Below are 25,010 nucleotides of genomic sequence, written 5' to 3' on the forward strand. Positions count from 1 at the left end.
TGGATGCACTACGCTTATCCATTCTACAAAAAATTATAAGATATTGTTTTGTTTAATTTATCCCTAAAGCTAAACGAACTGTCGCAACAAGGCTTGTACCGTTCAAGGCGTATCGTCGAATCCCCGCAAGGCATTAACCTGATTTGTGACGGCAAGCCCGTCATCAATTTTTGCAGTAATGATTACTTGGGCTTGGCTAACCATCCTGATGTCATTAATGCTTTCAAATCAGCGGTGGACAAATACGGCGTAGGTAGCGGTTCGGCGCATTTGATTTGCGGTCATAGCAAAGCGCATCATGCTTTGGAAGAAGAGCTCGCGGCCTTTACCGGACGTGACCGGGCGCTGCTGTTTTCCACGGGTTATATGGCGAATATGGGTGCGATTTCGGCCTTGGTCGGTCGTGGCGACACGGTATTTGAAGACCGATTGAATCACGCATCCTTATTGGATGGTGGCTTGTTGTCCGGCGCAAAATTTAAGCGTTATGCCCATGCCGATACCGATCACTTGGATGCGCTCTTAGGTGATAAGGTGGTCTTTAAAAATTCAACAAGCTCCTTCTCCCTGGGGGAGAAGGCTGGGATGAGGGAATTAAAACCAAGCATTTATCCCCCTCACCCTCTCCCTAGGGGAGAGGGGACATTCAAGGATTCCCATAAGCTGATTGTTACCGATGGCGTATTCAGCATGGATGGCGATATTGCGCCTTTGCAAGCCTTATCTGCTGTCGCCAAAAAACATTCGGCTTGGTTGCTGGTGGACGATGCCCACGGGCTAGGTGTTTTGGGCGATAACGGCGGCGGAATTTTGGAGCAAACGGGCTTAAAACAAGACGATGTTCAGGTGTTGGTAGGTACGTTAGGCAAGGCATTCGGCACGTTCGGCGCGTTTGTTGCGGGTTCTGAAGAGCTGATCGAAACCTTAATCCAAAAAGCTCGACCTTACATTTATACCACCGCCTTACCGCCAGCTATCGCAGAAGCCACGCGCACCAGCTTAAAAATTATCCAGACGGAAAGCTGGCGACGGGAAAAACTCAGGAAACTAACCGAGTATTTTAGGGCAGGGGCTGGGCAGTTGAATTTGCCTTTAATGGCATCCACTTCGCCGATCCAGCCGTTATTGCTAGGGCAAACCGAAAAAGCAGTTTCTGTTAGTAACTTCCTGTTAAAACAAGGCTTTCTCGTCAGTGCAATCAGGCCACCAACAGTGCCTGCCAATGCGGCAAGACTGCGGGTGACTTTTTCCGCACTGCATGAAGAACAGCAAATTGACCAATTGCTGGATGCCCTTGCCAGAGCCTTAGCATGAGCCTTATCCATACTGAAACCTTTGGGCATGGCAAGCCCATCGTACTCGTCCACGGTTGGGCAATGCACAGCGCCCTTTGGCGCGTATTTGCCCAGGAATTGGCAAAATATTATCGAGTGACCTTAATTGATTTGCCCGGGCATGGACGTAGTAAGGCGGTAATGCCTTTTACGCTTGAAACAGTTAGTGACGCACTGGTTGATGCTGTGACGGATGAGCGCTGTTGTTGGTTAGGTTGGTCGTTAGGCGCTGCTTTTGTGTTGGAGATTGCCCGTCGCTTTCCTGAGCGTGTTGATAAATTGGTTTTGTTAGCCGGAACGCCCTGTTTTGTTAAGAAACTCGACTGGTCAGGTATGGACGAGCAAGTACTCGATAGTTTCGCGGAAAGTTTACAACAAGATAGTCAAGCGACATTACTGCGTTTCTTATCGCTTCAGATTAAGGGCTTGGTTGACCAGAAAGAAGTTTTGAAAGAATTAAAAACCGTCGTCGCTGAAAGCCAAGCTCCCGATCAAAAAGTATTGCAAGAAGGTTTAATTGTCCTTAAAAAAACTGATTTAAGGGTAGAATTTACCCGCTTGAAAATACCTGTTGCCGCTATTTTGGGGCAACTAGATACCTTGGTTCCGGTCGCAGTAGGGAAAAAGATGCAGGCGTTATTGCCCAGAGTTGATCTGACAGTGATTGACAGGGCAGGGCATGTGCCGTTTTTGTCGCATCAAGAGGCTGTGGTGGAAGCAGTCAGCCGTTTTATGGGAATGAAATAATGCTGGCAAAAACTAGGATAAAACAATCGTTTGCTACTGCCTCAAAATCTTATGACAGCGCGGCGCTTTTGCAGCGAAATGTTGGGAAGGCTTTATTACAATGTTTAGGCGTAATCGGTCAAATTGATACAATTGTCGATCTAGGGTGTGGCACAGGCTTTTTAATGAATGAGCTTTTAGAGCAAAAACTCTATACATCAGGACAGATTGTGGCGCTAGACATTGCTATGCCTATGTTACAAACAAGCCGTAATAAGCTGAAAAATAATAACTCAATCACTTATCTTTGCGCGGATGCGGAGTATTTGCCATTGAAATCACAATCGGTAGATCTAGTTATATCAAATCTTGCCGTGCAGTGGTGTAATCTTGAGAAAGTTTTGAGTGAAGTGAAACGGATATTAAAACCGGACGGTCAGTTTTTTTTTACTACCTTTGGGGTAAGTACCTTGTACGAGTTAAAGAGGGCATGGCAGGAAGTCGACGATTACAATCATGTGAATATTTTTTATAGTGCAACACAAGTAACCGATTTTCTTCAACAAGCGGATTTTCAAGGGTTTGAGCTAGAAAGCCGTTCATACACTTCATCTTACGAATCAGTTTGGGATTTGATGGCTGAATTAAAACAGCTAGGTGCACATACGGTTATGGCTGGGTGCAATAAACAGTTTACCAGCAGGTCTGCCATGCAGCGCATGACTCGCGCCTATCAACAAGATAAAGCTGGCCTGATTCCATCGACTTTTGAGGTAATTATGGTTGCGGTCAGGGCGTAAGCCAATATGGAACAAGGCTATTTTATTACCGGAACGGATACCAACGTAGGCAAAACCTGGGCTACGGTTGCTTTGATGCGGTATTTTAAAGGTAAAGAGAAGTCAGTTATTGGCATGAAACCAGTGGCCTCTGGTTGCACTGTTAACAACGGCAGGCTTGTGAATGCTGATGCGCTCTTGCTACAAGGAAATTCTACTGTCAAGCTAGATTATAGTTTGATTAACCCTTACGCCTTTGCGCTTCCGGTTTCTCCCCATATTGCAGGCAAGGATAACCCTGTCAACATGGATAAGATTGTTGCGGCGTTTAATTCCTTAAAAGAAGCAACCCAGATAATCCTGGTTGAAGGTGCGGGTGGTTGGTATTCCCCGCTTAATGAAAATCAGGATAACAGTCATCTTGCAATCGCATTAGAGCTGCCTGTGCTAATGGTGGTTTCTATTAAGCTTGGCTGTATTAATCATGCAAAACTAACGTATCAGGCGATAAGGGCTAGTGGTGCTAACTGTATTGGCTGGACAGCCGTATTTACGGATGCTAATGCGATGTATTCTAACGAGACAGTCGCCACAATAAAAAAACTGTTGGACGTGCCTTTGCTAGGCGTGTTGCCGTATATGAATATTCCCGATTTTGACGCGTTAGCCAGGAATTATTTCTTTGATTCAGTAAATTATTGAATTCAAATCGTTCTGCGCATCAAACAATCATTGATTGTTTTGTTGTTCATGATATGAATATAGATAAGTAACTAGAAGTAACTAATGCTTGCAAAGCCCTTGATATATAGAGTAAGCGTCGGTTTCAGTCAAAACTAAATCACTGGAGCTTCTGGCGCGGAAAGGCTTGATAGGTTAGAATCTACTCAACTAATTGAATTGCTGGTTACTATCAAATTTGTGCATGGATGCTGATGAATGCCGTGTTTTTTGAAGCCATGCAGACCATCCAAGAATTTATAATTTATTACAGAGGAGTTTTCTCAGTGAAGAAAACAAAGCAACTATTCGCAGGTCTGATCTTATTGATGTCAGGTTTGGGGACTGTGCAGGCGGTCGAGGAGTGTCCATCGAAGTTGATGGAGGGTAGCGTTTGCTTGCCTAAAGGCTTTCCCGTTGAAGCGACACCTGGCGGATATACGCTCAATTTGACGGAAGGCCATACCCAGGTCAGTCATGACGTTTATGACCTGCACATGCTGATCTTATGGATCTGCGTATTCGTTGGTATTGGTGTGTTTGGCACCATGTTTTACTCCATCTACCACCATCGAAAATCAAAAGGTCATGTTGCTGAGCAGTTCCACGAAAATACCACGGTCGAAATCATCTGGACTATTATCCCCGCATTGATATTGCTGGCGATGGCGATCCCCGCCACCAAAACTATGATGGAAATGGATGATGTGAAAGAGTCTGACATGACTGTCAAAGTTACTGGCTGGCAATGGAAATGGGAATACGAATATTTAGGCGACGACATTCATTTTTTTAGCAGCCTCGATCATGCCAGCAATATGGCAAGGCAATTAGATTCTAATACTGATCCACGATCTGTTTCTCATTACTTATTGCGAGTTGATGAGCCTTTAGTTATTCCTGTTAACAAAAAAATTCGCTTTGTATTCACAGCGGCCGATGTTCTTCATTCTTGGTGGGTGCCCGATCTAGGCTGGAAAAAAGATGCAATACCAGGGTTTATAAATGAAGCTTGGGCTTCGGTGGATGAGCCAGGTATCTACAGGGGGCAATGTACTGAGCTATGTGGTCGAGACCACGCCTTTATGCCTGTGGTTGTGATAGCAATGGAGCAAGCAGATTACGATGCTTGGGCAACACAAAAGCACGAGCAAGAATGCAAGGCTAAAGGCAGTGCCGATATGTCGCATGATGACTTAGTCGCCAAAGGTGCTGAAATCTATGAAAAAAATTGCAGTACTTGTCACATGCCTGACGGTGGCGGTATTGCTGGTGCGTTCCCAGCATTAAGGGGCAGTGCTGTAGTCAATGGTGATATTAATGCCCAGGCTACCTTGATATTGAATGGTAAAAATGCCATGCCAGCCTTTGGTAAACAGCTTTCCGCAACGGAACTAGCTTCCGTCATTACTTATACGCGTAATGCTTTGGGGAATACTAAAGGTGACGAAATTCAACCTAAAGCAATCAAGGCCAAACTGCCGAAATCAGATGATGAAGATGATAATTGTGCCGCTAAACCTGCAAAGGTTACTGTTGATAAGTCAGGGAAAGAAGAAGCGGCAAAAGCAGATGAGTCTAAGGCTGAAGATGTTGCAAAAACCGATGCAGATGAAACCAAAATAACAGCAAATGCTGATAAGGAGCCAGCTGCTACTGCTACAGCAAACCAACCTGATAAGAAAGCTAAGGCATCAGACAGCGATAAACCTGCTGAAAAAACTTTAGATGAATTGGTGGCTCAAGGTGAATCGGTATATGAAAAAAATTGTCAATCTTGCCATCAGCCAGAAGGCGTTGGTATGCCGCCCGTGTTTCCTGCCTTAAAGGGAAGTGCGGTAGTCACTGGGCCAATTGATACGCAGATTGAAATTATGCTCAAAGGTAAAGGTATGATGCCTGCTTTCGGCGGCACATTGAGTGCAGGTGATTTCGCGTCCGTACTCGCGTTTACGCGGAATAAGCTGGGCAATTCAACAGGTGATTTTAAGCAGCCTTCCGAAATTGAGGCTTTACAGTCGGCCAATAAATAGATTTTAAGATGTGTACGATTTTTGTTTTGCTGCCTAGTGCGAATCACTAGCGGTGATTAATTTAGGATAAAAGAGGAAATAATATGTCTGCCGTTGTAGCTGAACATGATGAACACCACGACCATGATCATGAAGATCATGATCACGGCCCAGCTAAAGGTATCCTAAGATGGATTATTACGACTAACCACAAGGATATTGGGACGCTTTACCTGTTATTTGCCTTAGCAATGTTTTTCGTGGGCGGGGTAATGGCTTTGATTATCCGTGCGGAATTGTTCCAGCCCGGCTTGTCATTTGTTGAGCCTCAGTTCTTCAACTCTATGACCACCATGCATGCGCTGGTTATGATTTTTGGTGGCGTAATGCCAGCCTTTGTCGGTTTGGCAAACTGGATGATCCCAATGATGATCGGTGCGCCGGATATGGCGTTGCCACGCATGAACAATATGAGTTTCTGGATGCTGGTTGCCGGTATCGTGTTATTGTCCAGCACTTTGTTCATGGAAGGCGGGGCTCCTGCGGCTGGTTGGACAATGTATCCACCTTTAGTTTTACAAACCGGTAAGGCATTACCGTTTGCCATTTTCTCGGTGCATTTGCTGGGGATTTCATCAATTATGGGTGCGATTAATATCATTGCAACCATCTTCAACATGCGTGCTCCCGGCATGACTTTGATGCGGATGCCGATGTTCGTGTGGACTTGGGTCATAACTGCTTTTCTACTAATTGCCGTGATGCCGGTTTTTGCCGGTGCAGTCACCATGCTGTTAACCGACAAGTTTTTTGATACTAGCTTTTTTGATGCCGCAGGTGGTGGTGATCCGGTGCTTTACCAGCATATTTTCTGGTTTTTTGGACATCCTGAAGTGTACATCCTGATTTTGCCGACTTTTGGTATCGCTTCGACTATTATCCCTGTTTTTGCCAGGAAACCGCTATTTGGTTATAGCTCAATGGTTTATGCGACGGCGGCTATTGCTTTCCTATCGTTTATCGTGTGGGCGCATCACATGTTCACGGTCGGAATGCCGCTGGCTGGCGAGTTATATTTCATGTATTCGACCATGATTATCGCCATACCTACCGCCGTTAAAGTGTTCAATTGGACGGCAACCATGTGGAAAGGGGCGATGACCTTTGAAACGCCAATGCTGTTTGCCATCTCTTTCGTAGTGTTGTTTACGATGGGCGGTTTTACTGGTTTGATGATGGCGATTGCACCTTCGGATTTGCAATATCACGATACTTATTTTATCGTCGCACACTTTCATTATGTATTGGTACCTTCGGCCGTGTTTATGATTATGGCGGCTGCTTATTACTGGTTGCCCAAGTGGACGGGCAATATGTACAACGAAAAAATCGGCCAGTTACATTTCTGGTTGTCAGCTATTTCCGTCAATATTCTGTTTTTTCCGCAGCACTTTTTAGGTTTGGCAGGTATGCCACGCAGGATTCCCGATTATGCCGTGCAATTTACTGATTGGAATATGATTTCAAGCATTGGCGGATTTATTTTCGGCTTTAGCCAGTTGTTGTTCCTCTACATTGTCGTTGACACAATTCGCGGTGGAACAGGTGAAAAAGCGACGAATCAAGTCTGGGAAGGCGCACTGCAATACGGTGGTGGCGGCACACAAGGCTTGGAATGGACGTTACCATCTCCACCTCCTTATCATACGTTTACTGAGCCACCAGTTATTGTAGTTACTGAGTACAATCATGATGCCGCACAGTAATGATTCTAATTTAGAGACTGGGTTTTTGATGGATATTAAAACAAAAAACTGGCTAACTGCATTAATATTGGGGTTGTTGGCATTAAGTTTCTATGTGTATGCGATGCCGCAAGCAGTAAGGGATCTTGTTGTCAAAGCAGTAAAGTCTATTTTTTAATGAATGAAAATTTAAGTCTAAAGCAAAAAAACACCAAGATCGTTAAGATTTTGGTGTTAGTTGTGATAGGGATGTTTGGTTTCGGCTATGCCTTGGTGCCACTTTACGATGTTTTATGCGATTTGACTGGACTTAATGGCAAAGCGGAATCAGTTGCAGCAAAAGAAATACCTTATCAGGTTGATATGACGAGGGAGGTAAATGTTGAATTTATAACATCACTCAACGAATCAACGCCGATTGTGTTTCGTGCAGAAACCAAGCAGCTAAAAGTACACCCAGGGCAATACCAAACTGTGTATTTTTATGCGAAAAACATGACCGATAAGGTCATGAATGCTACGGCAATACCCAGTTTTTCGCCTGGCATAGTTGGTGAATACTTTAAGAAAGTCGAGTGTTTTTGTTTTAATCAACAAACATTTAAGGCAGGTGAATCAAAACGTATGCCCATGCGTTTTGCGGTTAAGCCGGATTTACCGAAAGACTTAAAAACTATTACGCTTTCATATACATTTTTTGATAACACCAAAGCCGCAGTGCAAAATTAGAAGAGGAAATTATGTCTACATCGCATGGTTATTACATTCCACATAAAGCAACATGGCCGGTTATGGTTACCGCCGGTTTGTTTTGCATGTTGGCTGGTTTTGCTAGCTACCTAAATGGCTCATCATCTGGCGCAACCTTCATGTTTGTGGGGTTTGCAATTTTCATCGCCATGGTAGCGGGATGGTTTACCCTGCAAGCAAACGAAAGCGAATCAGGTACATACAATACCCAGGTCGGCATTTCCTTCCGCATGGGTATGATGTGGTTTATTTTCTCGGAAGTGATGTTTTTTGCCGTTTTCTTCGGTGCGCTCTGGTATACGCGCAACTTGTCCGTTCCCTGGTTAGGTGGTGAAGGCACGGGTGAGGCGACCAAGGCATTGCTTTGGCCGGATTATGAATCGGCGTGGCCTACCAATGGCCCCAAACATCTAGGTGGCAAACTGGTAGACGGTAAACCATCCGGCGAATTTGAACCAATGGGAGCTTTTGGTTTGCCGTTGCTAAATACCTTATTGTTATTATCCAGTGGCGTTACCTGTACTTGGGCGCATCATGGCTTGTTGGCAAAAAACCGTGACCAACTTATCAAAGGCTTGATTGCGACGGTTACCTTAGGATTTTTGTTCGTCCTTTGCCAAGCCACAGAATATCACGAAGCCTATACAGACATGGGCTTGACTTTGGGTTCAGGTATTTACGGCTCTACTTTTTTCATGCTGACTGGCTTCCACGGCTTTCACGTCTGCGTGGGTGCGATTATATTGAGCGTGGTGTTATTTCGCAGCTGGAAAGGTCATTTTAAACCGGAAAACCATTTTGCCTTTGAAGCGGCTGCTTGGTATTGGCACTTTGTTGACGTGGTGTGGTTAGGCTTGTTTATCTTTGTTTACATCATGTAGCACCTTATTGAAGCAACACTAAAAAGCGCTGCCAATTGCTGGGACAGCGCTTTTTTTACGCATGAATATTTGAAGCAATTTTTTAAGAAGGCTATGAGAAATTTATCGCAAGAATGAACGGGCAAACTGCTTGCAGAGACGATTGTCATTTCGTACTTTCACTAGCCGTGGATTTCTGCGGATGTATTTTACTACCAATACCGTGAGGCTTAATAACTCCAGTCGCCACTAAGATAAGCAAGAAAACAAATAACACGACAGACAAGCCAATCCGAATAGTTAACGCCTTGGCTGTCTTTTGGGAAGAACCGTCTTCTTTATGCCTGACGAGATGATACAGTGCTGAACCTAGGCTGAAAATTATCATCAGGAAAACAACTATAAGAATAATTTTGATCATTTTGAAAGGTACAGATTAGCCAGCATTGATCGCTATTCTCGGTTATTCAAACCGGATTTCCAATAGCTACCGATAAATAGACGGCAAATAAGAGGCGCATATACGGCAAATCAGGCTCTTTGTCGTGACTTTATAGGATATTCATAGCACAACAACCAGCGGTTGATGACTATCGCTAAGACCAGCATGATTGCCACATTCAAGCCTACTGACAGAAGCACATAACCTAATGATGTTATTGAACTTCCTGACATGATCGGTGCGAGTGCGGATGCGGCACCGGGCGGATGAAAACAACGTAACAGTAACATGGCAAGCAAGCTGCCGCTGACAGCAAAAGCCGATGCGAAAGTCGTATCAGAAACCATTTGTGAGCAAGCGATACCGATGAGTATCGATACCAATTGTCCACCGACCAGCGGCCAAGGTTGTGCAAGCGGACTGTTGGGGGTAACAAACACAATAACGGCTGAAGCTCCCATAGAAGCGGTGAGCATTGGATAGGCACTGAATAAGCTAAATTGCTGCGACACCCAAGCAATAATGAGTATTACACTGAAACACGAAACCACAGAAAGTAGCTTTCCTTTAAGACTTAAATTGACCGGATCAACCGGAATGAGGTTCATCGGGGTTGTTGTTTAATGAACAGAAATCAGGAAAGCATCGGCATAAATATCTGCGATTGCTGCACCCTTTAGAAAGGCTTGTTTTTTCATCTGGTTAACCATTTCTGGATGACCGCAGAGAAATACTCGCCAATCTTTTAGGTCAGGAATGTCGGATAAAGCGATTTCATTGACCCGACCAGCCGCAAAACCTTCAGGAACGTGACTGCCCGATAAGCACGGAGTGTAATGGAGGTTGGGATGCTGTTCGGCAAGCTGGTGCATTTCGTCAATCCGGTACAGGTCTTCTACCTCACGGCTACCGTGGAAAAGATGGATAGGGCCGGTATGCCCATTAGCCAACGCGTCGGTCAGGATACCTGCCAATGGTGCCAAGCCAGTACCCGTCCCAACCAGCAGTAGACCTTGTTCACGCCGTTCTGGCAGATAAAAGCAATGCCCGCGCGGTTCCGAAACAGCAATTGAATCACCTACGTTGATTTCATCATGCAGCCATGCGCTGAATATGCCACCGGGCAAACGTCGGATATGGAATTCCAGCGTATTCGATTGTTCCGGGATGTTGGCGGTTGAATAGCTTCGGGTCAGGCCATCGCTACGCTGCAAATTAACAAACTGTCCAGCATTAAATTCAAAGGCATCCTCAAACGCTATGATTAATAGAATAGTATTCCTGTTCAGCATTTTATTGACTACCACTGTACCCATTCGATAAAACTCCGACTGGTCGGGAAGCCTTATCTGCATGTCCTGCTCTGGGTAGCATTGACAAGCCAGAAAATAATTCTGTTTTATCAGGGTATTTTTTAAACCGGACTGGGCAGACGACGGCGGTGTTACATCGGTGCTGCGTACCATGCAGCTATGGCAGGTGCCTTTTTTACAGGCGAAGGACAGATTAATATTTTCCCGCAACAGTGCATCGAGAACAGTCTCGTCAGGCTGGCAAGGGTAATCGTTTTGGTCGATGGTTAACGTATACATAGTGAACACCTTATTATGCAAGACTCAAGGACGACCGACTGATCGCCCTTGCGACTGACTAAAGTTGTTTTACTTATCTCCCCAACACGTCATTCCGTGTGCTTTCAGCGATGGCAGCAGCCTCAGCAATAAGGTCTCCCGGCACATTCAATTCAGTCAGGGTTGCACCTAAATGTTCCATCACGGCATTAAAATGCTCTTCATTCAGCCCAGTTCTGACCATACCTGCATGGGCATTTCGCATATCTTGACCGGTATAGCTGTTAGGGCCGCCGAAAGCCATAGTAAAGAACGCTTTTTGCTTGGCAATTTGCTTATCTATGTCGGTGTTGTCAAAAAAATGGCTAACACGTTGATCGGTCAATACTTTGCGGTAAAAAATAGTAACGGCTGCATCCACGGCTGGTTCTCCGCCAATTCTTTCATAAAGTGTTTTACTCATAAGTATCTCCTGATTGGTAAGTAGGATTATCATTGCAATTGATTTAGCAACAACCATTTGTGACCAAATGATTTGGTAACGGCAAAAGGATAACGAATAAACGTAAAATATACAATATAGATATGTTAAAAGTTATTTATAAGTGGTAACTTTTCACAGACTGTGCTTTGTTATCCTGCTATGCTAGAAAGCGACATCAAATGGAGAATTTATGGCTGATCAAATCGGCTCGCGCCAACGCCAACTATTAGAACTGCTGCTTGAGCATAAAGAAGGCTTGTGCATTGATGACATTGCCAAAACCTTAAGCATTTCACGCAATGCAGTGCAGCAACATATTTCTGTTCTGGAATTAGAAGGCTACCTGCAAGCGGGAGAACTCAATAAAACAGCAGGCCGTCCGGTGCGAAGTTATGTGTTGACCGAAGCCGGCATCAATAGTTTTCCTAAGCAATATGCCTGGTTTTCTAAACTCATGCTGACTGATCTGAAAAACGAAATAGGCCACGAAGCTTTTCAACGTTATATGTATAAGCTAGGTGATAGCCTGTCACAAAGTTACAAGTATCGGTTTACGGGAAAGAAGCCTGACGAGCGCCACGAAGAATTATTGAAAATAATGGATGAGTTGGGTTTTAAGACCGGCAGCAAGACCGATTCAAATGGCAAGGATCCGACAACCATTAAAGCTTACAATTGCATATTCCATGATTTAGCGCAAAAGCATAATGAGATCTGTAAGTTTGACATCGCCCTGATGACTGCTTTATTGGACAAAGACGTGGAACTGACGGAATGTATGGCAAGAGGCAGCGGTGCTTGCTGCTTTAAAATTATCGACAAATGAAACAGTTATAAAATTCTATTGATTTTCTACGGCCATACTAAACTATCCATACTGCCTGTTAAAATCTGAACCTATTTTTTCGCAACTAGGTTTTGTTGACGTTTCGCCAATCAGGTAGAACTGGCCGACTTGGATGGCATGAACCGGATAGACACAGCGATGAGGAGTGGGGGTCGTATATTGGCAAGGTAGTTGTGCCGGGTATTCATATTGGCCTGCCGGACACCTGTAGGCAATTCATTAGTGCTTGCTTGTGGATATTACGTTCGGGTTCGCAGTGGCGGGTTTTGCCGCCGGAGCATGGCAAGTGGAACAGCATCTTCAAGCGTTTTTCACGTTGGTACGCCAATGGTACATGGGAGAAGCCCCACAACCGTTTTACTTAAAATGCTGATTTTCAAAATGTTTCTATGGATGGTGCTGTCATTAGGGCGCATGCCTGTGCGGCTGGGGCGGCCAACAGCAGCACCGAGAATGAAGCGCTGGGAAATTCAAAGGTGGATTTAGTTGTAAGTCCACGCGCTTTGCGATGCGTTGGGAATGCCGATTAAATTCATCCTGACCGATGGACAGGAGGCTGAATGCAAGCAAGCGATAGCCTTGTTGGAAAACATCAAGACTTCAGCCGTTTTAGCGGACAAGGGTTACGACACCAACGAGTTGCGGGAGTGGTTAAAAGGACAAGGCATAAAGGCCGTCATCCCGCCAAAATCGAACCGGAAAGAAGCGATTGACTGCGATTATTGGCATTATAAGGAACGGCATGCGGTCGAATGCCTGTTCGGCAAGCTCAAGCACTATCGCAGGATTGCCACGCGTTATGAGAAAAAAGCCATGTGTACATGGGGATGCTATCATTTTCCTCGTCGCTTTTATGGCTAAGATAAACCTCAACAGAACCTAGGCAAAATGCAGATTTTTACTGATTAATGAAATACAAACTCGCACTCCTATAGCTTATCTATGTTTGCTGCCTCTCCTGCTTTCACGTCTGCGTTTGGCGCAATTATCCTAAGTATGGTGTTATTCCGTACCTGGAAAGGCCATTTTAAACCAGAAAACCATTTCACCACCTGCGTATAAAGTCGGTTACGGTGGAGTAGCAACCTGTATAACCTTGTTTCTGAATGGCTTCAAATAACAACATCAAGCCAGTGCGCCGATCCCGCTTGGGGCGACGCGCATCCGCTTCTAATGCCATCAGTAGCATAGGTTCATAGGCATCAGTTTGCCACTGGTCTTGGCTCTTTAAGCCATTTCTTGATGGTGTTGCGCGACATACTTGACCGCCGCTTAATTTCACTGATTGTCAGATGTTCCCGAAAAAACATCCGGCATATTTTTGCGTACATGACCATGGTAATCACTCCAGTTTGCCCCTGCCAAAAAAAATAGGCAGGATACGTGAAATTACCTGGTCAAAATTCAATCGGTACAGACCTTTCTAAATCGCCAATATTAAACTAGCACTAACACAGAAACAGTAATAATTGGCTGCTACTGTAAATGTTACCGGATAAAATGTCTACGTTATGGTACTACGTTGGGTATAAAAAAAACCCGCTATGCCTAGTAAACATGCGGGTTTAGATTTTTTCTGGTACTTCTTGAAACGGTGTAATGGTGGAGGCGGGGGGAATTGAACCCCCGTCCGCAAGCACTCCGCCACAAGGTCTACATGCTTATCCCGAGCTTTGATTTAGCTGATGGCTACCCGTCGAGCCAAGAAAATCACCAGCGATTTCGATTGGGTTTAGCACTTTAGGCTCCGAACAAAGCCCTGGCGCGATCTTATGTAAGATGATCCCTGAGCGTCCGTTGTACCCCGAAGGATACGTCAAACTCTGGCTGCATAAGCACCACCAGTCAGAGAGGTGGTGCAGGGTTTAAGCTGCTAAAGCCACCGAGTAGTTTTCGTCATTTGCGAATACTTTTTTTCTGTAGATTTTACGAGGTGTACAGTCCTCGGCATGCACTCAAGGTTTTGCTACCCACGTCGAAGCCATGTCGCCCCCGTGAATGGTTATTCTAGTTGGTTTGACTAGGCATTGCCATGTTAATTCAAATTATTTTGCAACTTATCACCACAGGCACTGGATACGAGATTGACGACTAAAAATCGAAAACATCAGAAACCATGCTTTGTGCCTAATATTTTAATTTATCAACATCCGCGTCAATGGATTATCACTACCTGTTTTCTCTGGCTTATAGTTTTCGCCTACACTACATTCCTCGGTAATCTGGATTATCTGACGTAATTGCGCGGTATGTTGCTCTGTTACGGTTTCTACAATTTGTAATACTTCGCCGTCGATCATGTTGATAGCATTTTCCAAGCCTTTGTTAAGTCCTCTTAAGGCGCTTTTTTCCAGCGACGGCTTCAGTTTTTTCAGGATAAACCAGGGGATGAGCCAACTGATGAGGATTAACAGGCTGCTATGGATAGCGAAATCAATGCCGAGATAGTGGTCGCGTGTAGTGTTGCTGTCATAGTATCCGACGAACACTTGATAGCCTACCCAGCCGATTGCGGCTAACGGCAGGGCAATTTCACAAAACCGGACAAACTTTAAGAATGTCCGATGCAACACATTGCCGGGATGGGCTAACGCCTGCCTTACGTGTAATTCACTTTGTGCTTGAATGATTTTGGGCGCTTTGGTTCGCACGAAAGTTAACTGATTTTTCAGCGGCGCAACGGGTAAACCCAGTTCATCAACTTTTACGATAAACTCGTCCAAGGCATCGCCAAAGCGCGCTTGCGCCCAATCGTCCCATAATACCGTTACCGTTTGGTCAGTTCCCGTCGTAGGTTTAGCGATTAGATCAGCAGCATGGTCGGCATAGTATGCAGCCAGCTTCTGGATGGGCCATATAAAACCTTGTTGTAATTGACTAGACGTTGATTGCCATTGGTTTTCCCAGCGATCTTCGATCTGATTTGCGGCGGTCTTTGAGCCTAATAACTGGAGTGTGTCTTGAAGTTTTTGCCTTAATTCATCTTTACGAACTTGAGTGCCTCGTTGCTCCAGTTCTGCGACGACATGTTTGTTTGCCAAAGACAAAATAGTCGATTGTAAAGCCGTAAATTCATCCGCATAAGTGCTTTCGGCGCACACGGTTTTGAAGATGATAGGTTCAACGAACCCTGCTTTACCAAGCTGCTGTTTAAAGTCTTCAAATTGCGCTTGTTGCCCTCTATCCCATTGATTTAGGACAAATAACCAAGCATGACGATTGCCTTCCGACAACAGTAGCCGCCAGGCTTTTTCATCGCGGTAACGTTCTGGGCTGACGACGTAAATCAATACGTCGATGTGTGGCAACCACTCAAACACCAACACTTTGTTGCTTTGCTCTGTGCTGTCAAAATCGGGCATATCAATCCAGACGATATTTTTTTTGGTTTCGTCATCGTGTTGTGCAATTTTAATTTTCTCGATAGGCAATTTTTCCGGCAAGTGCTGGATAGCAATGTCTTTATGATGAAAAAGGGTGACTTCCCGTGAAGTTGGCCTTTCTATACCGGCTTTAGCAACGGCTTTACCTGCCAAACGATTCAGCAGGGAGCTTTTTCCCACGCCCGTGCCGCCCATAAAGGCGACGATAAGCGGTCTTGAGCCGTTATGGTTAAACAAGGATTCCGGCGTTCTGGCATCAAAATCGGACAATGTTTTTGCCGCTTCGGTATTTATCCATCCGGCTGACAACGCTTGCTCAGCCCAACGCTTGGTTTTTTCTACAAGTTCAGAGTAATCGTAGGCCATGACGTTTTTCTGTAAGTTGTGATTCCGCTTGCTGTAGCTGCTCAGGAGAAATATTGAAATGAGTGACGGAGGATAAATGTCCAGACAATTCCAGAAGTTTTCTCCTCATACTCTCAGTAAATAAAGTCTGTTTAACCGCTGCCAATTGGCGTTGTTTTAGTTCTTTTTCCATGCGTCCCATGTAGCTGCCTACAGCACTTTCTGCCAGCAATGATGTGACGGTCAACATGGCTGGCGCAATAATTAAATCGTGCATACCGATACCACCGGTGTGCAGTGCCAACGCAATAACGGCAGCATCGGCAGTGACCCGAGTAGCCCGTAAGCTATTGAGGATAATCGGTTGTTCTTGTAATTTATGGTAGAGCTGGTTCGCCGTATTCTCGACTTCTTCCTGAAATGCCAGATGATACCGTTGTGAGGCAGCACTAAAATCCCGAAGAATATCAGGGCGTTGCGTACGCAGCAAACTACTGAATTCCTTCCACCATTGGCTTTGCCGATTTTGCTCGGCTTGGTTTAACAACTTATCCGCCATTTGAATGAGGACATGTTCGGCAATTTGATTGAGCAAGGTGATTTCCTGGCTGCTATCGGCGATATGTAGGCGCTTTTTGCCGATGCTCATCATTTTTCTGACAGGCCAAGTGAGCATTCGGCGCGTATTCGCCAATATCCCAGCTAAACCGGGAATTTCCAGCAAATTCAACAACTCAGCAAGGGCAAGTTGGAAAGTTTCGTAATGATGCGGATGGTTGAGGTAGTCACGCTGATAACTATCCAAACCTTGTTGGATGACTTGATCGACTAAGCCGCTCCAGTCTTTCAACGATGAATGTTCGGCAAGCACGGGTTTCAGCCAAAGCTGCCAATACTTTTGCAGCAAATCTTGTTCTAATCTGGGCTGTATTTTGCGGTTGACTCGCCTTGCCAACCTTTGTAGTTGCTGGTTATCCGGCCATTGCGGTTTTCCGGTCTGCTTTTGGTAATACAAGGGTACGACTTCAGGGAAGCCATCCTTTCTGACTTGCTGCCACTTATCTTGTAAGGAATTGATTAATAGAGTTTCGGAACCCTCACTCAGCTTGTTCAAACAAATGATAGTCGGCTGTTGCATGACTTCAATATCAGCCATGATGTCCCAAACCGATTGGTCGGCGTACTTCTCTTTACTGACGACTAATATCACCAAATCAGCCAGCGCGACCGTTCGGATAACACCTTCGCGGTAACTCGCAGAATCTATGGAATCAAAATCGGGGGTATCCCACAGCACACCTTTGGGCAAAAACGCGGAATCGGTGGTGTTTTCGGTTAAGGAATAGCAATCATGCCGGTCTTTGGGTAACTGGCTTTGCAGCATTTGTTGGAATCGACCGAAATACCATTGCAATCCGCTACAAGCCGCAAGGCTTACGCCATCACAAAAACCCTGCGGGTGCATGGTATAACCCGCTAACGGGCTTACGCTGGCGACACTGCTATTCAGCAAGGCATTCACTAACGAGCTTTTACCCGCTTGCGTTGGCCCTACGACGGCAATCTGCAAGGGATAATCCGGCGTATTCGTTAGCATTTGCCCTTTCCGCAGAAACGCTTCCGCCAGAATCAAATCATCTATACGCTGTTGATAGATGGAATTATTTGACTCATCACGCTGTTGGCTTAATACTGACTGGTATCGCTGTTTTAGTAATTGTATAAATTCCAGCATAAGGCGTTTGCTTAAGTTTATAATTGACTTACATTTTAGTCGGTTTAGCGGTTTAGTGTTACCCGCAAGACCGTATTAACAGCAGCTTGATGCACCAGAACACCGCTTGGGTAGTGGCTGTTCTGATAAAAAAAACGGTGCATAGCGTCATATAATATACAGTAATAATAACCATGAATACCCTAATCATGGACAGAACCACCACACGAGGTCACACTATGAAACGAAATCCCCTGCTTTTTCTTGCCATCTTATGTTTGGCATTAACTGCCTGCGGTAAAGGTCAGCAAGTTAATGGACATACGACAAAAACCGCTTATCGATCAGTCAAAATGATAAAAGAAAAACTGCCCCTCGATAATAAAGTGGAATTTGAAGTCTCATTTTGGACGATACGCGACTCCAAAAAATCTGACGATGAATTCCTGGATACCGTTGACGGCAAAGACCCTTGGGAAATTATCGATATGGCCAAGGAAGTTTATCAACAACGCAAGGCTAGCGGGTTTAAAGGTTACGAGAAGTATAATAGCTGGGAACAAATGATTGCCCAATTTGGCAAGGAAAGAATCGATCAGGAAAAAAAACCGGGTAGCACAAAAAGAGAAGAAAACAAGAAAAATGGGACGATTTTGTACGATATGAGAGCACCTGATAAGTAAGGCTTTTAAGGGAGTCTCTAAAAATCCCCTCCCCCTCTGGGAGAGGGCTAGGGTTGTACAATGCTTGATTTTAAATCCCTCATCCCAACCTTCTCCCAGAGAGAGAAGGAGTTTTTTGAATTTTTAGAGATCCCCTTCAGTCGTCCACCTCATGCTGGGATGAAGTGGTGCTTCAATTTGGTTTACTATCACATTGAAGCTAAGCTGATAAAGGAGAAAATAATTAACAACCTCATAGCCTTCTGCGTCGCAGAGTGTTAAGTGTTGGCAATAGGTTGATTTTCCCACAGAAGCAAAAAAGCAATACCAAATGTTCAGAAAAAACTTAAGCCTAGCCGCGAATAACAAGCCTATTGCCTTTCAATAACAGTTAATTTGTCTGCCTGAATTCCAAATAACAGCTCCCCTTTCAGTAAGCCGACCAATTCTTTTCCTGCCATCGAATAACGCCAGCCATGAAGCAAGGGACAGTCATCCTCATCGTTTAACAGCAACACTTCGAGGTCTTTTCGGCTCGCCAATATGGTCGGATTGAGGGAATTTTCTTCGGCGCGGATACGCACCAAAGCCGTCAATATGTCCAGGATGGCTTCATGTTGTTGATTTTTCTTGATGGACCGCTCTTTTTCTTTAAGTGGAATCGGTTCATTATTCTTTGCGACGGCAATTAATTCGCACAGACTTTTGCCGTAACGGTGAACGGTACGTTCGTTAATGCCACGGATGTTGACCAAATCCGTCACCGTTTCCGGTTGCTGCTTGGCCATATCGAATATCAATTCATCGCGTAATAGCCAGGTTTTAGGGCGATTTTCAACTTGCGCGGTGGTTTCCCGCCACTCCGCCAAGACTTGCACAATGGATAATTGTTTGCCCGTCAGTTTGTTTTTTCCCCTGATTTTAAGCCATGCCCTTTCTGGGGATACTTGGTAAGTATTGGGATTTTCAAGTTCTTTGAAATCCTGTTTCAGCCAGTCCGCACGACCTAATGCTGCTAGTTTTTGTAGCATGATCTGATATATTTGGCATAAATAAATAACATCGTCTGCCGCGTACTGTATTTCTTCTTCGGACAATGGCCGTTTACTCCAATCGGCACGGGTGTGGGCTTTATTTAGATTGATATTCAATAAGCTGGAAACCAGCATGGCATAACCGGGATTGTCCTGATAACCGAGTAATGGCGCAGCAACTTGGGTATCAAATATTGGCCCAGGCACTTTTCCGGTCATCTGATAAAAGATTTCTAAATCTTGATGGCAGGAATGAAATACTTTGACGATAGCTGGGTTATAGATGACTTCAAAAAGGGTGCTTAAATCAGGTAATGCGATGGGGTCTACGCAAGCAACCCATTCAGGCGTTGCTATTTGTAATAGGCAAAACTTGGAGTAATAGGTTTTTTCCCTTAAAAACTCGGTGTCCAACGCTAGCCAAGGAGCTTTTTTTATATGCTCACAAAGTGCTGCCAGTTGTTCAGGGGTGTTTATGTATTGAATGTTTGTCATTTAATCCTTTATCAAGCAAAAAATACATCGCATCGGCATTATAGGCAGTTAATGCTCATTCTTTCCGATAGCAACGTTCAATCTTAGCTCACTTCTTTGGTAGGCAGTGAATTGACTGGGCGGGCACGACTATGCATACGATTACCACGTTTTTTGTTGCGCGGCTTAACGCGCCTGATGTCCAACTTCTGCTCATTGATTTCTACCGTTTTCAGGTGATGAAACATTTCCTGTGGCATTTCATCGGGCAAATCTATCAAGGTATAACAATCCTGCATTCGCAAATTGGCAATATTTTTTATATCAACCCCAGATTCTTCAACCAAAACACTTTTAATTTCATCCAGCGTTACTTTATGTTGATAACCGACATCAAGACGGTAACGGACAAGTCTAATATTCGATGCTAAATTATTAGGTAATGGCTTTTGACCTACGCTTTGTGGCTGACTGATTTTACTCGGAAGACTGTTTTTGCGGCTGTCTTCATCCAGATAGACTAAAGCGGCCGCGCAATCCAGAACAGTGATCTTTAATTCCGCCGCTATGACTTCAATCAGCCGCCGTTGATCTTCAAGGTTTTGTGAGGCAAAAACGCCTCGTAGCTGATCCTTAAGCAATTTTTCCTGATCGTTCTGCGAATTTAATGTAACCGCCTGGGTGTTTTTATTCATCCTAATTCTGTTACTCAAAGCGATTAGCTGTAACGCAAATCAAAGACGATCTTGATAGATCTCTACGGAAGATTCGTCCCGTAAACGCCGCAGCCAAAGCTCAGTTTCTTCTTCGATTTTTCGTTTACGAATAATATCCCTTATCTGGTTTTTTTTGAATTCGTTAGTATTGTCCTTGCTTTCCCTTTCCAAAACCTGGATTAAATGCCACCCGAACTGAGTTTGGACAGGCTCGCTAATTTCATTGATTGCCAGTTTTTCCATCGCTTCTTGAAACGGCTTGACCAGATCATCAGGCCCAACCCAATCAAGTGAACCACCTTTTAACGCTGATCCCTTATCGTCAGAATGAGCGCGCGCAAGTGTCGCAAAATCATCTCCATCGACCATTCGTTGCTTTAAGGCAAGCAGTCGTTTTTGGGCTTCGGCATCATCAATCAATTCATTGGTTTTGATAAGAATATGCCTGACTTTGGATTTGGTGATGGTATGCGCGCCTACGCCTTTCATCTCCAACATTTTAATAATGTGAAAACCGCTAGGGCTACGTATGGGATCAGACACATCGCCTTCTTTCATTTTGCTGACCGCATCAACGAAGAAAGTAGCCACATCGTTTTTTGTTTGCCAGCCTAAATCCCCGCCTTTTAGTGCATTTTCATCCTCGGAATCGCTTATCGCAGTTTTGGTAAAATCCTGCCCAGAACGTAGTGCCTTGACCAATTCATCCGCCTTGTTTTTGGCTTTTTGAATCACTGACGATGATGCGCCTTCTTTGACGGCTATAAGGATATGCCCGAGATGGTATTGCCCCATCCCTTCGCCGCCTTTGTCTTCAGTCTCGATAAAGTGTTCGATTTCCCTGTCCGTGACTTTAATACGATCACCAATTTCTCTTCCACGGAGCTGGTTGATGATGATTTCATTATGCATATTGTCCTGAAAGCTCTGGTAAGAGAGGCCTTGCTTTTGCAGCTCTTGTTTAAATTGCTCAAGCGTCATATTATTTCTTTGGGCAATATCCGTAGCCGAATTATTGAGCATTTCCTCACTCAGATTAATTCCCGCTTTTTCAGCTAATTGACGCTGGAGCTTTTCAACAATTATTTTCTCCAGCACCTGTTTTTTGAGTACGTAATCAGGCGGCATTGCGGTGTTGCTGGCTTGGATTCGTTGCACGATGGTGGCAATTTCACGTTGCAACTCGCTCTCAAGAATCGCCTCGCCCTCTACATTAGCGACCATTCTGTCCAATACTTCTGCGTAGGTGTTATGACTGACGACTATCAAGCCGAACAACAATACTAAATACGAGAATGGTTTTTTTAATACATTGAAATACATCATTATTCTGACTTCCGATAACCATAAATACTTTGTGCGAAAAAATCGCCCAAGTCTTGCCCAGTACCTGTTGTACCTAAGCCTTTAAATTCTATTTGAAAAAATATGCCCGCTTGGCTAGTGCCGGGCGTATCTAGCCCTGTAGCGGTCGTGGCTGCTGCTCTGATATTATTAACGTACCGTCGGCCAATAACCTGAAAACGCCAACAGCAATTTTCTTTTTCAAAGCCAAAAAATGCCTCCTGGGTTCGGTTATATAACAATGAATATTGCCAGCGCCCGACTGCAAACCAGTCATCGTAAATGGGCCAGCGAAAGGAAACATCACTCTGGATAATATCATTGCTCCTTAGGAGCTTACGATTATCTTTATAATCCTCAAGAGTCTTTTTTGATGTTCCGAGTGGGATTAACGCGTTATCAGCCAAAGCGGCATCTAATGCGTCCTCGACCAACGTGTTTTTTCTGTAGGTGTAGCCAACATTTATTATTTCACCGGGATCGTTAACAAAATGAAGCAAAGCCTTGCCCCTAATAATGTCATTGGTATGCGGATCCCATTGCAATCCCGTTTCTACGGAAAAATGCTCATTGATTTGGCTGCTTAATTCGCCAACCAAAGGCGAAAAAGAGCTAGTCTGCACCGGACTCTCCAAAAATGTTGTACCAATACGCACTACCGGTGCTATCACTTTGCGGTCTTGAAAATAAAAAATCTCACCGATGCTTAACTTTAGCCTTTCCAAGCCGGTTTTTGAATCAACCAAACGCGAGGTTAAAGCGGCAGTCACCTGATTGGCATCTTGTATTCGGTCGATACCGCTGAAACGGTTTTCTCTAAATAAGCTGTTGTACTGAAAATCGTACAATGAAGAATCAAATATAGGAATATCGTTTTGATTGACCCTAGGGATATACAGATAAAAAAGCCGAGGTTCCAAGGTATGCAATAGCGAATTTCCGGCAATATTGAGATCTTTTTCTAAAAACAGGCCACTGTCTATGGAAGCTATCGGTAATGTTCGGCTAATAGAATCAGCAACGGGAAGCCTTTGGTTATTCAATAAATATTGCGTATGCTGCAAAGAGAGTTTCGGCGTTACATAAGTGCTGGCGGTCTTTAACGGAAAACTGACAGACGGCTTGATATTAAACCGATACCCGTCCGGTACTGAAGTGTCGTCATGCTGAAAATAGACATACTCGCTTTCCAGCGCGGTGTTGACGGGTACCGACTCAAACTCATGATCCAGATTTAAATTGAGCTGAGGTAAACGTCGGTAAGGCCGTAACCTACCTCTTAAGTTTGGGTCAATGGTTTGATAGCTCTCTAAACGACCAACGAGAGAAACACCTTTATCGACATAAGAAGCATCAGCATAACTTCTAATATGACTGAAAGTTGGAAAACTCAGGGCATTGCCCAGCTCGGAGAAATACTGTTTATCCGAAACAATATTCAAGTCAAGGTTGGAGCTGATATTAGGCGTAAAACGGGTATTGTTCTTGATGGTTGCCAAGTACCTTGGCTTGTTTTCGATGCTGTCATCGGGCATGTATTCAGCGCTGACTAGGCCTTTTGATTTCTCAGTAAGGTATCGAAAATCACCAGCCAACAAGACACCTCTGTTGGAATAATAACGCGGCTTTATTGTTGCATCATAGTTGGGTGCTATATTCCAGTAAAAAGGTGCTGAGAAACTAAATCCGCCTTTTTGGGTATATCCCGGAACCGGCACAAGTAACCCCGTCTTTCTTCTATTATCTGTGGGAAAAGAAAGGTACGGCGAATAAAAAACCGGCATCCCTTTAAACTCAACCCAGGCATTTTTCGCCGCACCCTGTCCTGCCTTTTTGTTTAACTTTAGGTCGGTGGCATGAACAATCCAATCTTGGTTACCCGGCTCACAAGTTGTATAAGCGACATCCTTGTAGCGGGATAGGGATTTACCGTCCCGATAAACCGCACTGGCTTTGCCTCTAAGGGGAGTCGTTGGGGAAATAAACAGGGTGTCACGTAGACGAGCCTCATCACTGTCCAACTTTAGCGTTGCTGTGTCGGTGTACAAGGACAATTCATCCTCGCTGTAGAATACATTGCCATGTAAATCTAGCGTCTCTGAAACCGAATCATAATTTGCAGAATTAGATGAAGCCCGTTGGTCGGCACGCTTCATATCAACATTGCCTTGATAATTACCCACTTCATTGTCGTATATTTCAGAATAATTGGAATCCATATCCACATCGGCCTTATCTCTCTGGTTTTTGCCAGGCATATAATATTTCTGAGTACCCAGCTGAATAGTGCAATTAGCCCAAGGATTCGTGTTAAAGCGATCCTTTAAGGTGTTGAAAACACGTTCTTCCTTGTTATCAAACGCGGGATCGAGCAAGCTCAAGCGGCTGCGTTCTTCAGTTTCAACAACACGCGCTTCGCCCTTGGGATCTGCACCTTCCAACTGGCAATTCCACTTACCGTCTTCACCTTTGGTATCACAGTTCCAACCACGCGGTTTGCTATTGTCGCCTACCGAGGGCTTACTGGGCGCTGGCACAGGTTTTTGAGTGGCAGATATAACCGGAGGCGGTGCTTCGGAAATGACGGGAGCTTGCTTAGGTTTTGCCGAAATGGGATTGCTAACCGGCGCTGGTAGTGGTTCTACCACCTTTTCCTGTGCTTGAACTCCGACAGACTTATGGTCTTGAATGGGGTTTGCTTTGAATGGCTGCACTTTTTCCGATATCTCGATTATTTCGGGTTCAACAACCTTAGGTGGCACAGTACTCGTTGCTGCATCTTTGATAGGTTTAGATAAGTTATTTTCCTGAGCAGTCGTTGAGCTGCCCTGAGATCTAACCTGCGCTTTAGGAATCGCATTAGAAGGCGAGTTAGCTGTCGCCGCTGAACCCACGCAAACCCACTCTTTGGTGTTTTTGTCTTGCTGGCAGTTCCAGTTGGCTTCGTTAGCAAAACTTATTGGCGCAAAAAGCGATAAAAAATAGACCAGATACAATCGGACGAGCATGAGTAATGGAAGTTTAGTAGCTTAACGTGTCAAAAATCGAATAAAATGCCAACGCGAATT

24 protein-coding genes and 1 other RNA gene are annotated in these 25,010 nt (G+C 44.6%); 13 read left to right on the forward strand and 12 right to left on the reverse strand.

Translation table 11 applies throughout. From position 1 onward, the window contains the following. Positions 1-42: 42 nt before the first annotated feature. The 9 genes from ABL924_RS02125 to ABL924_RS02165 all read left to right on the forward strand — a co-directional run bounded on the left by ABL924_RS02125 (position 43) and on the right by ABL924_RS02165 (position 8,947). Complete coding sequence (locus ABL924_RS02125) at positions 43-1,314, forward strand: 8-amino-7-oxononanoate synthase (RefSeq protein WP_349025483.1); 1,272 nt, start codon at positions 43-45, stop codon at positions 1,312-1,314. Continuing rightward, complete coding sequence (gene bioH / locus ABL924_RS02130; RefSeq protein ID WP_349025413.1) at positions 1,311-2,081, forward strand: pimeloyl-ACP methyl ester esterase BioH; 771 nt, start codon at positions 1,311-1,313, stop codon at positions 2,079-2,081. Before ABL924_RS02125 ends, bioH begins: the two co-directional genes overlap by 4 nt. Further along, on the forward strand, positions 2,081-2,860 hold the full coding sequence (bioC, locus tag ABL924_RS02135; protein WP_349025414.1) for a malonyl-ACP O-methyltransferase BioC: 780 nt from the start codon (positions 2,081-2,083) through the stop codon (positions 2,858-2,860). The genes bioH and bioC overlap by 1 nt, the downstream gene beginning before the upstream one ends. Before the next feature lie 6 nt (positions 2,861-2,866). Continuing rightward, positions 2,867-3,541: a dethiobiotin synthase gene (gene bioD, locus ABL924_RS02140; RefSeq protein WP_349025415.1), complete on the forward strand. Its 675-nt coding sequence runs from the start codon at positions 2,867-2,869 to the stop codon at positions 3,539-3,541. A gap of 398 nt (positions 3,542-3,939) precedes the next feature. After that, positions 3,940-5,592, forward strand: a complete 1,653-nt coding sequence (gene coxB, locus ABL924_RS02145) for a cytochrome c oxidase subunit II (protein ID WP_349025484.1) — start codon at positions 3,940-3,942, stop codon at positions 5,590-5,592. Between the two features lie 83 nt (positions 5,593-5,675). Further along, a complete protein-coding gene (gene ctaD / locus ABL924_RS02150) occupies positions 5,676-7,337 on the forward strand; it encodes a cytochrome c oxidase subunit I (protein WP_349025416.1) in 1,662 nt (553 codons plus the stop codon). A gap of 28 nt (positions 7,338-7,365) precedes the next feature. Beyond that, entirely contained in the window at positions 7,366-7,494 is a 129-nt protein-coding gene (locus tag ABL924_RS02155) for a hypothetical protein (RefSeq protein WP_349025417.1), read from the forward strand. Continuing rightward, complete coding sequence (locus tag ABL924_RS02160) at positions 7,494-8,045, forward strand: cytochrome c oxidase assembly protein (protein ID WP_349025418.1); 552 nt, start codon at positions 7,494-7,496, stop codon at positions 8,043-8,045. The genes ABL924_RS02155 and ABL924_RS02160 overlap by 1 nt, the downstream gene beginning before the upstream one ends. 11 nt (positions 8,046-8,056) lie before the next feature. Continuing rightward, a complete protein-coding gene (locus ABL924_RS02165) occupies positions 8,057-8,947 on the forward strand; it encodes a cytochrome c oxidase subunit 3 (RefSeq protein ID WP_349025419.1) in 891 nt (296 codons plus the stop codon). A gap of 145 nt (positions 8,948-9,092) precedes the next feature. Here ABL924_RS02165 and ABL924_RS02170 read toward each other — a convergent pair whose 3' ends face one another. The 4 genes from ABL924_RS02170 to ABL924_RS02185 all read right to left on the reverse strand — a co-directional run bounded on the left by ABL924_RS02170 (position 9,093) and on the right by ABL924_RS02185 (position 11,402). After that, positions 9,093-9,347 (reverse strand): twin transmembrane helix small protein, encoded by a 255-nt coding sequence (locus tag ABL924_RS02170; protein ID WP_349025420.1) that lies wholly within the window; start codon positions 9,345-9,347, stop codon positions 9,093-9,095. A gap of 110 nt (positions 9,348-9,457) precedes the next feature. Then, a complete protein-coding gene (locus ABL924_RS02175) occupies positions 9,458-9,976 on the reverse strand; it encodes an HPP family protein (RefSeq protein ID WP_349025421.1) in 519 nt (172 codons plus the stop codon). Between the two features lie 12 nt (positions 9,977-9,988). Next, complete coding sequence (locus ABL924_RS02180; RefSeq protein WP_349025422.1) at positions 9,989-10,960, reverse strand: 2Fe-2S iron-sulfur cluster-binding protein; 972 nt, start codon at positions 10,958-10,960, stop codon at positions 9,989-9,991. Positions 10,961-11,033: 73 nt separating this feature from the next. Then, on the reverse strand, positions 11,034-11,402 hold the full coding sequence (locus ABL924_RS02185) for a group 1 truncated hemoglobin (protein WP_349025423.1): 369 nt from the start codon (positions 11,400-11,402) through the stop codon (positions 11,034-11,036). A 211-nt stretch (positions 11,403-11,613) separates the two neighbouring features. Here ABL924_RS02185 and ABL924_RS02190 point away from each other — a divergent pair, with 211 nt between their 5' ends. The 3 genes from ABL924_RS02190 to ABL924_RS02200 all read left to right on the forward strand — a co-directional run bounded on the left by ABL924_RS02190 (position 11,614) and on the right by ABL924_RS02200 (position 13,131). Further along, positions 11,614-12,249, forward strand: a complete 636-nt coding sequence (locus ABL924_RS02190; protein WP_349025424.1) for an HTH domain-containing protein — start codon at positions 11,614-11,616, stop codon at positions 12,247-12,249. A 92-nt stretch (positions 12,250-12,341) separates the two neighbouring features. Next, on the forward strand, positions 12,342-12,635 hold the full coding sequence (locus ABL924_RS02195; RefSeq protein WP_349025425.1) for a transposase: 294 nt from the start codon (positions 12,342-12,344) through the stop codon (positions 12,633-12,635). 154 nt (positions 12,636-12,789) lie between these two features. Further along, on the forward strand, positions 12,790-13,131 hold the full coding sequence (locus tag ABL924_RS02200; RefSeq protein WP_349025426.1) for a transposase: 342 nt from the start codon (positions 12,790-12,792) through the stop codon (positions 13,129-13,131). A 184-nt stretch (positions 13,132-13,315) separates the two neighbouring features. On the opposite strand, the gene ABL924_RS02205 is transcribed toward ABL924_RS02200, so the two are convergent. The 4 genes from ABL924_RS02205 to ABL924_RS02220 all read right to left on the reverse strand — a co-directional run bounded on the left by ABL924_RS02205 (position 13,316) and on the right by ABL924_RS02220 (position 17,733). Next, positions 13,316-13,552 (reverse strand): hypothetical protein, encoded by a 237-nt coding sequence (locus ABL924_RS02205; RefSeq protein WP_349025427.1) that lies wholly within the window; start codon positions 13,550-13,552, stop codon positions 13,316-13,318. Between the two features lie 318 nt (positions 13,553-13,870). Further along, positions 13,871-14,264: a transfer-messenger RNA gene (gene ssrA / locus ABL924_RS02210) on the reverse strand. 141 nt (positions 14,265-14,405) lie between these two features. Then, a complete protein-coding gene (locus ABL924_RS02215; RefSeq protein ID WP_349025428.1) occupies positions 14,406-16,019 on the reverse strand; it encodes a GTPase in 1,614 nt (537 codons plus the stop codon). Further along, entirely contained in the window at positions 16,000-17,733 is a 1,734-nt protein-coding gene (locus ABL924_RS02220; protein WP_349025429.1) for a GTPase domain-containing protein, read from the reverse strand. The genes ABL924_RS02215 and ABL924_RS02220 overlap by 20 nt, the downstream gene beginning before the upstream one ends. A gap of 218 nt (positions 17,734-17,951) precedes the next feature. On the opposite strand from ABL924_RS02220, the gene ABL924_RS02225 reads away from it, so the two are divergent. Further along, on the forward strand, positions 17,952-18,395 hold the full coding sequence (locus ABL924_RS02225) for a hypothetical protein (protein ID WP_349025430.1): 444 nt from the start codon (positions 17,952-17,954) through the stop codon (positions 18,393-18,395). A gap of 350 nt (positions 18,396-18,745) precedes the next feature. Here ABL924_RS02225 and rnd read toward each other — a convergent pair whose 3' ends face one another. The 4 genes from rnd to lptD form a co-directional block, all read right to left on the reverse strand. Further along, positions 18,746-19,903 (reverse strand): ribonuclease D, encoded by a 1,158-nt coding sequence (gene rnd / locus ABL924_RS02230; protein ID WP_349025431.1) that lies wholly within the window; start codon positions 19,901-19,903, stop codon positions 18,746-18,748. A gap of 83 nt (positions 19,904-19,986) precedes the next feature. Beyond that, complete coding sequence (locus ABL924_RS02235) at positions 19,987-20,577, reverse strand: DbpA RNA binding domain-containing protein (RefSeq protein ID WP_349025432.1); 591 nt, start codon at positions 20,575-20,577, stop codon at positions 19,987-19,989. 39 nt (positions 20,578-20,616) lie between these two features. Beyond that, positions 20,617-21,924 carry a peptidylprolyl isomerase gene (locus ABL924_RS02240; RefSeq protein ID WP_349025433.1) on the reverse strand — a complete coding sequence of 436 codons (1,308 nt, stop codon included), beginning with the start codon at positions 21,922-21,924 and terminating at the stop codon, positions 20,617-20,619. After that, complete coding sequence (gene lptD / locus ABL924_RS02245; protein WP_349025434.1) at positions 21,924-24,950, reverse strand: LPS assembly protein LptD; 3,027 nt, start codon at positions 24,948-24,950, stop codon at positions 21,924-21,926. Before lptD ends, ABL924_RS02240 begins: the two co-directional genes overlap by 1 nt. Positions 24,951-25,010 lie beyond the last annotated feature (60 nt).

This window comes from Methyloglobulus sp. (assembly GCF_040079455.1).
Lineage (GTDB): Bacteria > Pseudomonadota > Gammaproteobacteria > Methylococcales > Methylomonadaceae > Methyloglobulus.

What these genes read in the sequence shown, in the direction of transcription:
- bioH (WP_349025413.1), top strand. Translation starts at nt 1,311, where the DNA reads ATGAGCCTTATCCATACTGAAACCTTTGGGCATGGCAAGCCCATCGTA.
- bioC (WP_349025414.1), top strand. Translation starts at nt 2,081, where the DNA reads ATGCTGGCAAAAACTAGGATAAAACAATCGTTTGCTACTGCCTCAAAA.
- bioD (WP_349025415.1), top strand. Translation starts at nt 2,867, where the DNA reads ATGGAACAAGGCTATTTTATTACCGGAACGGATACCAACGTAGGCAAA.
- coxB (WP_349025484.1), top strand. Translation starts at nt 3,940, where the DNA reads ATGGAGGGTAGCGTTTGCTTGCCTAAAGGCTTTCCCGTTGAAGCGACA.
- ctaD (WP_349025416.1), top strand. Translation starts at nt 5,676, where the DNA reads ATGTCTGCCGTTGTAGCTGAACATGATGAACACCACGACCATGATCAT.
- ABL924_RS02155 (WP_349025417.1), top strand. Translation starts at nt 7,366, where the DNA reads ATGGATATTAAAACAAAAAACTGGCTAACTGCATTAATATTGGGGTTG.
- ABL924_RS02160 (WP_349025418.1), top strand. Translation starts at nt 7,494, where the DNA reads ATGAATGAAAATTTAAGTCTAAAGCAAAAAAACACCAAGATCGTTAAG.
- ABL924_RS02165 (WP_349025419.1), top strand. Translation starts at nt 8,057, where the DNA reads ATGTCTACATCGCATGGTTATTACATTCCACATAAAGCAACATGGCCG.
- ABL924_RS02170 (WP_349025420.1), bottom strand. Translation starts at nt 9,347, where the DNA reads ATGATCAAAATTATTCTTATAGTTGTTTTCCTGATGATAATTTTCAGC.
- ABL924_RS02175 (WP_349025421.1), bottom strand. Translation starts at nt 9,976, where the DNA reads ATGAACCTCATTCCGGTTGATCCGGTCAATTTAAGTCTTAAAGGAAAG.
- ABL924_RS02180 (WP_349025422.1), bottom strand. Translation starts at nt 10,960, where the DNA reads ATGTATACGTTAACCATCGACCAAAACGATTACCCTTGCCAGCCTGAC.
- ABL924_RS02185 (WP_349025423.1), bottom strand. Translation starts at nt 11,402, where the DNA reads ATGAGTAAAACACTTTATGAAAGAATTGGCGGAGAACCAGCCGTGGAT.
- ABL924_RS02190 (WP_349025424.1), top strand. Translation starts at nt 11,614, where the DNA reads ATGGCTGATCAAATCGGCTCGCGCCAACGCCAACTATTAGAACTGCTG.
- ABL924_RS02200 (WP_349025426.1), top strand. Translation starts at nt 12,790, where the DNA reads ATGCCGATTAAATTCATCCTGACCGATGGACAGGAGGCTGAATGCAAG.
- ABL924_RS02215 (WP_349025428.1), bottom strand. Translation starts at nt 16,019, where the DNA reads ATGGCCTACGATTACTCTGAACTTGTAGAAAAAACCAAGCGTTGGGCT.
- ABL924_RS02220 (WP_349025429.1), bottom strand. Translation starts at nt 17,733, where the DNA reads ATGCTGGAATTTATACAATTACTAAAACAGCGATACCAGTCAGTATTA.
- ABL924_RS02225 (WP_349025430.1), top strand. Translation starts at nt 17,952, where the DNA reads ATGAAACGAAATCCCCTGCTTTTTCTTGCCATCTTATGTTTGGCATTA.
- rnd (WP_349025431.1), bottom strand. Translation starts at nt 19,903, where the DNA reads ATGACAAACATTCAATACATAAACACCCCTGAACAACTGGCAGCACTT.
- ABL924_RS02235 (WP_349025432.1), bottom strand. Translation starts at nt 20,577, where the DNA reads ATGAATAAAAACACCCAGGCGGTTACATTAAATTCGCAGAACGATCAG.
- ABL924_RS02240 (WP_349025433.1), bottom strand. Translation starts at nt 21,924, where the DNA reads ATGATGTATTTCAATGTATTAAAAAAACCATTCTCGTATTTAGTATTG.
- lptD (WP_349025434.1), bottom strand. Translation starts at nt 24,950, where the DNA reads ATGCTCGTCCGATTGTATCTGGTCTATTTTTTATCGCTTTTTGCGCCA.